The sequence below is a fragment of the Helicobacter pametensis ATCC 51478 genome (assembly GCF_000518225.1).
GTDB lineage: Bacteria > Campylobacterota > Campylobacteria > Campylobacterales > Helicobacteraceae > Helicobacter_G > Helicobacter_G pametensis.
In genome coordinates this window covers 1-11,003 of record NZ_JADE01000001.1, presented here as the reverse complement: position 1 = coordinate 11,003, position 11,003 = coordinate 1, and the positions used below count along the sequence as shown (strand labels likewise).

At 43.6% G+C, this 11,003-nt stretch carries 7 protein-coding genes and 1 pseudogene; 1 reads left to right on the top strand and 7 read right to left on the bottom strand.

Going from position 1 to position 11,003, the window contains the following annotated elements; all coding sequences use genetic code 11:
* The 5 genes from T391_RS07430 to T391_RS0100030 form a co-directional block, all read right to left on the bottom strand.
* The coding region (locus tag T391_RS07430; RefSeq protein WP_156923040.1) for a beta strand repeat-containing protein at window positions 1–4,006 on the bottom strand (4,006 nt) is incomplete at its 3' end.
* Window positions 4,007–4,260: 254 nt separating this feature from the next.
* The gene (locus T391_RS0100045) at window positions 4,261–5,247 is read right to left on the bottom strand and encodes a tRNA dihydrouridine synthase (RefSeq protein ID WP_027326618.1); all 987 of its coding nucleotides are present in this window, start codon (window positions 5,245–5,247) and stop codon (window positions 4,261–4,263) included.
* Window positions 5,240–6,451, bottom strand: coding sequence for a carboxynorspermidine decarboxylase (gene nspC, locus T391_RS0100040; protein WP_027326617.1), 1,212 nt, complete (start codon window positions 6,449–6,451; stop codon window positions 5,240–5,242). Before nspC ends, T391_RS0100045 begins: the two co-directional genes overlap by 8 nt.
* Window positions 6,441–7,067: a hypothetical protein gene (locus tag T391_RS0100035; RefSeq protein WP_027326616.1), complete on the bottom strand. Its 627-nt coding sequence runs from the start codon at window positions 7,065–7,067 to the stop codon at window positions 6,441–6,443. The genes nspC and T391_RS0100035 overlap by 11 nt, the downstream gene beginning before the upstream one ends.
* On the bottom strand, window positions 7,064–8,023 hold the full coding sequence (locus T391_RS0100030) for a chemotaxis protein (protein ID WP_027326615.1): 960 nt from the start codon (window positions 8,021–8,023) through the stop codon (window positions 7,064–7,066). The genes T391_RS0100035 and T391_RS0100030 overlap by 4 nt, the downstream gene beginning before the upstream one ends.
* 773 nt (window positions 8,024–8,796) lie before the next feature.
* Here T391_RS0100030 and T391_RS08555 point away from each other — a divergent pair.
* A pseudogene (locus tag T391_RS08555) lies at window positions 8,797–8,886 on the top strand (YggS family pyridoxal phosphate-dependent enzyme); the annotation flags it as partial.
* A gap of 418 nt (window positions 8,887–9,304) precedes the next feature.
* On the opposite strand, the gene T391_RS0100010 reads toward T391_RS08555, so the two are convergent.
* Window positions 9,305–10,309, bottom strand: a complete 1,005-nt coding sequence (locus T391_RS0100010; protein ID WP_027326614.1) for a formate dehydrogenase subunit gamma — start codon at window positions 10,307–10,309, stop codon at window positions 9,305–9,307.
* A 9-nt stretch (window positions 10,310–10,318) separates the two neighbouring features.
* A complete protein-coding gene (gene fdh3B, locus T391_RS0100005; protein ID WP_027326613.1) occupies window positions 10,319–10,951 on the bottom strand; it encodes a formate dehydrogenase FDH3 subunit beta in 633 nt (210 codons plus the stop codon).
* Between the last annotated feature and the right edge of the window lie 52 nt (window positions 10,952–11,003).

Genomic DNA, 11,003 nt, shown 5'->3' with positions numbered 1-11,003 from the left:
CTTGAGTTGCATGAGGATTGGCATAGAGGAGGACTGTGGTCTCACCATTTCCTGTGACTCCACCTCCTACTTCTAGGACACGGAAATCTTTTCTACCTTTGTCTGAGTTAAATACACCTCGAGTGGAATCTGTGAGATTGATGACATTGGATCCACCATTGCCTTTATCAATCGTAGTGATGACAAATTTATCTCCCTTGAGATTAAGTGTAGAGCCAGAGACATTGCTAGCAAAGGTGATGGTGGTAGTTCCATTATTTCTTTGCAATCCAGCAGAACCAGCACCTGCAGTAATCGTTTTTACTTCAAGAGTGGAGTTGATATCACTTGATTTGATATTGATGTTTGTGGTTCCACCTGTGGTGTTGATCTTAGAGTTAGTTTCAGTTCCGCTAGTTCCATTGCCCACTTTGAGTGTGGAATTATTGAAGCTAAAATCAATATTTGTCGTTCCACCCGTAGTGGTGATGCTGCCATTCACTGTCCCAGTTTTTCCTGCACCTACTGTGAAAGTTGTGGTTGGAGTGTTTGATCTGCTAGCACTGCTACTAACACTTCCATTCTCTGTCTTGACAGAGTTATTGAGTGTTCCACCAGAAGTAAAGTCAAAGGAGATGTTTGCTCCTGTGTTTGTGGCTGTTTTTAGAGTTTCTCCAGATACTTCTGTGGCGGCAATATAGAAGCCACCAGGGACTCCACCACCATGGACTCCGCCTACATTTGTTCCATCTAGCGTGAGTTTGGCTTCACTGTGATCAAAAGAGAAATGATGTGTGCCAGATCCATCAAGTGTGACTTGATCAAACTTCAGAGTAGTCTCACCTCCATCTCGAATAGAGAAGATATTTTTGCCTGTTCCTTCTGCTGTGATCTTGGCTCCCGTGCCATTATTTCCATTTTTAGCAATCTCATAACTTCCCTTTTTAGTGAAATCAAAGATATTTTCACCTCCATCTTTTGCAGTGATCGTGCCTTGGAGATTGAGTTTGGAAGTGCTATTTTCCTCTGCTCTTGCTGGAGCTTGAGCTTCATTTGGATTAGCAAAATCAAATCTTGTCGAGCCTTTGTCTATAGTCTCGATAGTTCCTTGGATAGTGGAAGTTTTAGAGAGTTCAAAGACTGTGTTTCCACTTTCTGTGCTGATTTTAGCCGTTCCGTTACCATCTCCAATCTTTAGAGTTTGACCCTCTTTAGTGAATTTGATGGTGTTGAAGCCATGGTTGTTTCCCTTAAATGTGACTGTTCCATTAGTGTCTCCATTTTTGATGGTGTAGGTTTCACCATTTCTAGCAGTTGGAGTTCCATTGAGGCTGATGATGTTTTCAGCATATTGCTGACCATTGGTCCCAGTGGCTTCAAGAGTGGCAAGTTGGATGGTGCTACCTTTGCTCATATTGATGAGAGTTTCTCCACCTGTGGTGAGGATGCCACCATTTCCGCTTGCTCCACTGCCTCCATTGCCAATGATCAAAGTTTGATTTTCTTTAGTGAACTCAATGATATTTTGTCCAGGTTTATAAGGTCCATCTCCATTTGGGCTTCTGCTTCCTGTGAAGGTGACCATTCCATTGCTACCATTTCCACTATTTTTGATGGTGTAGGTTCCGTTGCCATTAGTGTTATTACCAAGCTTGATAGTGTTTGTCCCTGTGGATGTGGCATCTAGGGTTGCTTGGAGATCTAGGGATTTGTTGTTAGTTCCATTGAGATTGATGGTATTTTTCCCACCATTTTGAGATTTGATACTACCTTGGATGGTGCCATTTCCACTGAAAGTGATCGCAGTTTGCCCACCTGTGGTGCTGAGGATATTTCCTTTGAGCGTGCCATTTGCAATTGTATTTCCACTACTGCTTCCATTTGTTTGGAAATTAATCTCTGTGATCCCACCTGTTGTGTGGAGGGTATGGTAGGCATTATCAGATCCAATGGTGAGAGTTGCTGATGCTAGGGTTGTGTTGTTAGTTTTACCTTGGAATGTGATGACATTTTTGCTGCTATTACTGCTACCATTGCCTGCTGAACTAAAAGTGATCGTGCTTCCAGATTGAGCACTGAGAGTGCCATTGCTAGCTCCATTGTTTCTGCCAGCAGTAACGCTAGCCTTATCAGCGGTGAAGATCAAGGTGTTTTGATCATTGGTTCCAGTTGCGATAACCTTATTAAACTTTCCGTGTTGGAGTTCTAGTTTGTTTTGAGCTCCGTTATTATTGTCACCATTCTTACCGGCAGCTTTGATGGTGTGAGCAACGACTGTGATTCCAGTTTTGGTCTCGATTCTAACGCTATTTTGCGAGCCTGCACCATTTGCAGTGTAGCCATCATTGATGATGGTGTGTCCTCCAGTGGTGAGAAGTGTGCCATTGCCTCCCTCTCCGATGTGAAGTGTTGAATTATCTTTTGTAAAGTTGATGAGATTTTGTCCAGCTTGATTGCCAGTTCCATTGGTCCCAGTGAAAGTGATGGTTCCACCTTTGGTATTTTTGAGAGTGTAGGTTCCGCCATTATTGGTCTGAGTGCTTGATGTGGCATCGCTAATGCCACCAAGATAGATGATATTGCGTCCGAAACTACTACTACCTCCTACAGCATTGAAGGTGTGGCGGAGATCTAGGGATTTGCCAGAGGCTCCAAGATTGAAGACATTGTAGCCTCCAGACTCTGCTTTGACAGCGATATCTATGATCCCACTATTTGTAAAGCGAATATCATTAGCACCACCACCTGTAGCAAAGATCAAATCGATCTTTTTGGGAAAACCCCATGAGGAGGTGATCATCGCCCCATCTTGTTGGAAAGTGATCTTGTTGTAGCCCGCTGCATTGGATCCATTCTTTTTGTTGGCAAGAATACTTCCTCTCATCGAACCTTGCTCAAATGTAACATGGTTTCCAGCATTTTTACCAGTCTGATTATTGTTGTTAATGTTTTGTCCTGTCCCATAGGAGACAATGTCTCCAGTCATCACAATATCACTAGCTGATTTTCCACTACTTTTGAAGGTTACGATCTTTTTTTGATTGTCTTGTCCTGTGGGTGATGTGTCCTTGTCTGTAGTTCCACTTATGATGTTTCCATACATCGTGGCACCACTATCAAAGATGACAGAGAGATCCCCAATAGATTTTTTATCCTGACCAGAAGATGTGTCATAAGCATTTTTGGCATAGATATCTCCCTCTAGTCCTCCCCCTTTGATGGTGACTTCTAGGTTGTGCCTGCTGTTGTTGTCTCCTGGTTTTCCAGGTCGTTTAGTATTTTGAAAAGGGTTGAAGATATTTCCGATGATCTTGCCCTCTGTATTGCCAGTGAAGTCGATAGTGATTTTACTGGTCACATTATATAAGCTTACATGACCTACTGTTGTGATATCTCCTTCGAGATTACCCTTTGTGATCTTGACTGTGTTGTTCCCTGCGGCATCAAGCAGATAGATACTACCTCTCATACCATTGCCCAAAGTGGCTGTGAAGGCAGAAGAAAGGCCACGATTGTTTGATTGACTTCTGATCTCAAGATTTCCGATGAGAGAGGGACCTCCTCCTGTTGGAGCACCAATGTCTAGGATGAATGTTTTGTCTGCCCCATAGTCATAGTTTACTCGCATAGTGTTTGAGATGTGATCATTGCCACTATATTGACCCATCAATCTCAAACCCTTGCCATCAGTGATTTTCACTTCCACCTTGTCTCCACCAGTGAAAATCGTTCCACCACCATTGAAGTATGTTTCTCCAGAGTTTCTAAACTGGATATTAAAATTGATCGGAATTCCAGTTACTTGAGGGGTGTAGTAATGCTGATTTTCAGAATTCGTCATAGCACCAGATTCTCCGACGAGAACCCACTCTATGTGCCCCTTTCCTTGCGCTGTTGATGAATCTGATGGTTTTACTGGTTGTGGTTTGCCACTATACCAGTAAGCCTCCTCACTCTTATCCACTCCATCCACACAGAAAATGGGTCGATTACTATTTCTATCGGTCGGCGTACAATCTGCAGCCATCACAAAAGAGCTAGAAAGTGTCAGTGCTAGAGAACTAGCAATCAGTGGTCTAAAAAGACCCGAAGTCTTAGAATGATTTATTCCCCCCCCCCCCTATATGATTTGGAAGCTTAGGATGTTTCATATTTATTTCCTTGTCTAGTTTGATATATTTGCTTGTATTAGGATAGGTCCATAAAAAGCGGCGGAATTATATAAGAAAGATAGAGAATTTTTATTTACAAACTAGAATTTGGATCAAATACTAAATAGGATCAAATAGTTTTTTGATTGAGGCGGATGATCTGAGGGATCTCTGAGAGATGAGAGGAAGAGAAAAACTCCTCGATGCTCTCTCGCATCTCTTTGGGATCTTTGAGAGAGTTGACGAGGTCGCGGTATTTGCCAGCATCTTTCTCGCCTTTGGCATAGGCATGGAGGTTTTTGCGAAACATCACGCAGCCATATTCTCCATAGGTCTCCATCATGAGATCGAAGTGTTCTAGCACTAGCTCTTTTTTGAGCATGGGGGGGAGTTCTTGAGTGTTGTGCTTGATCTGCCAAAAGATCCAAGGCTTTTGCAGTGCTGCTCTTCCGATCATCACACCATTGGCTCCTGTGAGATCTAGCACTTCTTGAGCTTTCTTGGGTGAATCAATCTCTCCATTGGCAATCAGTGGGCAGCGCACGATGCTTTTCATCAGAGCGATGCTGGCATAGTCGATCCTCTCTTTTTTGTAGCCATCGCTTCTGGTGCGTCCATGCACCACACAGAAGTCTGCTCCACTGTCATTGATGGCATGGGCGATGTCTTCTGGGATCTTGGTGTCAAAGCCTAGACGGACTTTGATGCTTGTGTAGGGTTTGTTGCTGGTGGCTTTGATGAGTTGGACACAGCGCACAAGGGATTTGAGATCTTTGAGGAGTCCGCTTCCATTGCCGTGGTTGGCGACTTTGGGAGCGGGGCAGCCGCAGTTGAAGTCGATCACATCGATCCCATCGATTTCGTTGAGTTTTTGCACTGCTTTGAGCAAGATCTCTTCTTTGGAGCCTGAGATTTGGACGCTGTAGGGATCTTCTAGGGGGGATTTCTCTACCATTTTGAGCGTTTTTTGGCTCTGATAGGCGAGGGCATGGGAGCTGATCATCTCACTTACTGTGAGATCGACGCCAAATTTTTTGACCACGCTGCGGAAAGGGAGGTCTGTGAATCCTGCTAGGGGTGCGAGCATCAAGAGGTTGTCAAAGTGTAGTTTAGCCATTGCGTTCCTTGTAGTGGTAGTAGTCGAAGGTTTTGAGGAGGTTGAAGTCTCCATCGGAGTTGATGATGCCAAGTGAGGGGAGGGGGACACCATTGAATGTGTTGTTTTTGACGATGGTGTAGTGGATCATATCTTCAAAGAGGATCTTGTCTCCGATCTCAAGAGGGGTATCAAAACTATAGTCACCGATCACATCTCCAGAGAGACAGGTGGGACCTCCTAGGCGGTAGTGGAAGGGTGCTTGATGCTCTCCTTTGTCTGGCTCTAGGGTTTTGTGAGAGAGTTTCATCGCACTTGGACGATAGGGCATCTCAAGGCAATCAGGCATATGTGCTGCGGCTGAGACATCCAAGATCGCGACCTTGCCTTGGTTTTCTATGATGTCTATCACTTCTGCAAGCAAAAATCCACACTGCCATCCTACTGCTTCCCCTGGCTCTAAGAAAATCTCTTGGAGGTTTGGGAAGTGGGATCTGAGATCTTGGAGGAGGGAGATGAGGAGGGGGAGATCATAATCATGGCGTGTGATATGGTGTCCTCCACCAAGATTGAGCCACTGCATCTGTGAGAGATAGGGGGAGAAATGCTTGAGGATATGAGGGAGGGTGCGCTGGAGGGCATCGCTATTTTGCTCACAGTGGGTGTGAAAATGCAAGCCACTGATCCCCTCTAGTCCATACTCTTGCACTCCTTTTTGAAACTCGCTTGGGGTGATGCCAAGGCGGGATCTGGGGGCACAGGGGTTGTAGATCTCTGGAGTGACTTCACTATAGAGGGGGTTGAGTCTTAGTCCTACTTGGATCTCTTGGGAGGGGTTTTGGGCATTGTGAGAATCGATGAGGGGTTTGAATGTCTGCCATTGGGTGAAAGAGTTGAAGATCAGGTGTGTGGCGATGGGGAGAAGGTCTAGGATCTCTTGGCGTTTGTAGGCGGGAGAGAAGACACAGACTTCTTTGCCCGCTTCTCTTCCTCCTAGGGTCTCATAGCCAAGTCTTGCTTCATAGATGCCACTGGCTGTGCTTCCATGGAGGTATCGCCCCACTAGATCAAAGCTCCTCCAAAATGCAAAACCTTTGAGTGCGACTAGGATTTTGACTCTGGCTTGCTTTTGGACTTGATCTAAGATCTTGAGGTTGTGCTCAAGCTTTGCTTCTTCTAGGACATAACAGGGGGAGGGGATGAGATCAAGGAAGTCAGTATGCAATTCTCACTCCTGCACTCACACCATGGAGGTGGTTGATCTCTGAACGCTCATCTTTGAACATCGCCCAAGTGTAGGAGGCATAGAGCTTGGTGAAAGAGTTGATATTGTAGGAGAGATCAAGGCTCATTGTGGGTTCCCAAGAGAGGTATTGACCATGGTTGCGTTTGTCATAGATTTTGGGACCATAGCCGATCTTGGGAATGATGCTTAGCTCATCGATGGGAGCCCAATCCCAAGCGATCCAATAAAAAGTCACAAGATAGATTTTGCTCTCTTTGGCATAGGTGAGTGGGAAAAAGATCTCGGCTTGAATCCCCATTTTGTTGAGATCCCACATCCCATAGCTTAGCTGTAATCCATGGTGACCTGTGTTGAAATAGGTATAGCCAAGCCCTGCTTGAAATTTCCTCCCCCAGAGGGCTTGAGCGTGAGTCATCTCTCCTTGATTTAGGTGGTTTTCTGCTTGATGTTGCGTATCGTTTGCACTGCTTTGAGTGTCTTGAGCGTTTTGAGTCTCTTGAGCATTTTGGGTGCTTTGGGCAGAGTGATCGCTAGTGGATTCTTGAGCCAAAAGGGGGAGTAGGCATAGTGTGAGAGTCAAAAGTGGTTTTGTCATAGTTCCTCCAAAAAGTGTCTGATGATGTTTTCGATTTGTTTGGGATTGGATTTTGAGATGAAGCCATCGGCATTGAGAGAGAGTGCCATGTCTTTGTTGCTATTTCCGCTCATAGATGAGTTAATGATCACGGGGATGTGGGCGGTTTGTGGATCTTCTTTGATCTGTTTGATGACTTCAAATCCGCTGATCTCTGGCATCTCAAGATCTGTGATGATGAGGGCGATCTCGGATGTGGGGATGTGTCTGCTGTGGATGAAGTCTAGGAGTGCTTTGCCATTGTAGAAGGCATAGTGCTTGAGCTGCAATCGATCGAGGATGGTTTGGATGGTTTTGAGAACGATTGGGCTGTCATCGGCATAAAGGATGGTTTTGGGGTGATGGATGGGTGAGAGGGTGGAGAGCTCTTGATACTGCTCTGTTTGGATCCATGGGAAGATGTCGATGAGCATTTTTTCTACATCGACGATCTGCACAAGGCGTCCATCAAAATAATGTGTTTTGCTGATGAATTTGCTGTGTTTGAGATCGGTGCTGAAGTTGATCTCTTGCTCGATCTCCTCCCATTTCTTGCTCAAGATTCGATGGGCTTGGAAGATCTTGATCCCTACGATCCATTTGGAAAACTCGCACACCATAATGATGGTCTCATCGCTTTTGGATTGGACTCCAAAGGGTGTGAGATCGCGGGTAGGTTCATCGGGGCTGTAGTGAAACCATTTTCTCATATCAAGGAGGGGAAGATCGACACCGCGGATAGAGATCAGTCCTTCGACAAGTGAGCTATTTTCATAGGAGATTTTTGTGATGGTTCCTTTGTATTTGATGATTTCTTTGACTTTGAAGACATTGATCCCATAGAGATCTCCTTGCTCTTGGAGGTAGAAGCAGAGGAGCTGGAGCTCGTTGTTTTTGTGAAGGTTGGTGACTTGGATGATATTGGATAGATTTGTCATAAAGTCAAGCTTGCCTAGTGTGGATTTCAAAGGCAGTATTCTAGCTCAAAACTTCTCTAAAGATGCAAAAGTTCGCCACCTTTGGCGCTCTTGCTGATATGCTAGGAAAATGCTGGAAAATAATGAAGCATTTATCATTCTTTTAATTTAGTAATAACCCTATGAATATTTGACAATAACCCTTGTCACTTGGAGTGAAATAATCGAAATGAGAGATGATATGACAGATGCACCAAAAACGCTCATATTTCTCCAAAAAGAGATGATTCAAGCTCTAAAATTTGTCAGGCACTTTTATAATTTTCTCAATATCACTTAGAAAATATATAAATTGATTACAAAGAAACACAAAAAATGGGATAATTTTAAGCGAGTGTTGAAGAAGGACGCTTCCTTGTGAAAGGAGGTGGTGATATGGATTTGATTATCCACATCATAAGGCTCTTAGTTGCTTTAGCAGAGCTTCTAAGAGCTATTCTTGAGCTAATTTAATAGCTCGATTTTTCAAAAACAAGAGGCATTATACTCAATCTAGCCAAAGTTTAATAAATGCTTTGACACTCTTACAATTATACAAGGAAGAAGAGTCCAAGAATGGAAGCTAGGTTGAGTGGAGAATTTCTCCTGCCTCTCCTTGTATGAAAGACTTTCACACCACTTAAGCCATCTATATCATCCACACGACATCACATCTCAGGTTCCCATACAAGTTTCTCACATCCAAGTCTTGCTAACCAAAACCATCAATGATACTCAAACAATACTTTTTCCCAAATGTTAAAATACTCTCTATGGGAATGAGTGGGGATTTTGAGCTTGTTATCGCCTGTGGAGCCAATCTTTTGCGTATCGGTTCACACTAGTGGGGTAGATCAGTATAAGTTCTTTACAGATCACCAAGAAATATGAGATAATTTAAGCGAGTGTTGAAGAAGGACGCTTCCTTGTGAAAGGAGGTGGTGATATGGATCTATTTATTCACATCATAAAGCTCTTAGTCGCTTTAGCAGAGCTTCTAAGAGCCTTTCTTGAGCTAATTTAATAGCTCGATTTTTCAAAAACAAGAGGCATTATACTCAATCTAGCCAAAGTTTCGATAAACATAAAATTTTACCACACTTTAGCACTTTTCTTCATCGAATCTTGTCTCTCACATCACAATTTCACTGGCGTTTGTGGCTCAAAATTTTATGTGTGGGATTTTGCAAAGATAGAGAGATTTGGATCGACTTGGGAGTCCAAGTCGATCTCTGGAGCAAGTCAGGGTCAAAAAAGGATGAGTTAGCCTACCCTCATCCCCTCCAATTTCCCCTTCTCTTGTAATTCTTTGTAATAGTAAGAATGCAAGATCGCTAGCTCTTCCTCCCCCATATTTCCATCAATCATCGCTCCCAATGCTCCCTCAATTGCAAACACAGACATATAGATATGAGTGATGAGTAAAGCAATGATGGCAAATCCTAAGACATTGTGAATAATGGCACTAAGTCTTAGAGCATTGATGGGAGCAAGCTGAAAGTAAAGAAGTGCACCTGTAGCAATCATGATAAATCCTCCCACAGTGCAAGTCCAAAACCACATCTTCATCCCAGCATTAAATTGTCCAGAAGGAATGGGAGTGGAGATGCTTTTGCCTTTTGTGAGATAGCCTCCTAGCATCAAAAGCCATTTGAGATCATAAGCTTTAGGCAAGCTTGCCTTCACCCACATCAAAAACATCAAAGGACCAAAGATGGTAAATCCAATGGTTGCAATCCCATGTAAATCTCTAGCCAGTCTGACAAATGTCCCTCCACCAAGCTTTGCTCCAAACACCATAATCAGTCCAGTGATACAAATCACAATAAAAGGCACAGCAGCAAGCCAATGGATTGCGATGTTGTAATTGGAGAAGATTTTGTATTTCACTCCATGAGAGAAGCTCTTGGATTTGAAAATCATTAGATGTGTTGCAAAAGCTAAGGGCACAAGAATAATGATTGCCAAGAAAATGGGAGCAAAGAATTTGTTTTGTAAAAGGGTGAAGAGCTCACCTAATCCAGTGACACCCTCAATCCCTTTGATGGGTTCTCCATTTCCCAAAACCCCTATAGTCAATCCTTGCATCTCTCTCACACTTCCACTGACTACTCCAGCTGTTGGGGAATCAACTCCCCAATTTTTGATTTGCTCAATTTGTTTCACTCCATAGATATGAGTGTTGGGAGAGAAATCAATGGGTTCTTTGACTTCTTTACTCACACCAAAGGCAAAGAGCAAGAAGCATACACACAACAATACTCTCATCTCTTCTCCTTAATCGCCATAAGCCTTGGACCAAGTATAAGGAATCTTTGGAGTTCCACTTCCTCTAGCAATAGCACGATGACGGATGATTTCACTCACCTCTTCACTGCTTCCAGCCAAAAGTGCTTTTGTTGAACACATTGCAGCACACATCGGAACTTTTCCTTCAGCGATTCTGTTTTGTCCATAGAGTTTGTATTCTTCTTCAGAATGTGTCTCTTCAGGACCTCCTGCACAGAATGTACATTTATCCATCGTTCCACGAGAACCAAAGACATCAGATTTAGGGAATTGTGGTGCTCCAAAAGGACAGGCATAGAGACAATAACCACATCCAATGCAAGTCTTTTTGTCATGCAAGACAATCCCATCTTCTCTAATGTAGAAGCAATCCACTGGACAGACTTTGGCACAAGGAGCATCAGAGCAATGCATACAGGCAATAGAGATACTTTTCTCTTTGCCCTCAATCCCATCATTGAGTGTGACAACTCTTCTGCGATTGATTCCTACAGGAAGATGATGAGCTTCTTTACAAGCCACATCACATCCATGACAATCAATGCATCGATCCTCATCACAATAGAATTTGATCCTTGAATGACTTTGGAGGGTTGAACCTCCAGAAGTTAATGCACTCATTTACTCCTCCTTATGCTTTTTCTATACGGCATAGACCGCATTTGGTTTCGGG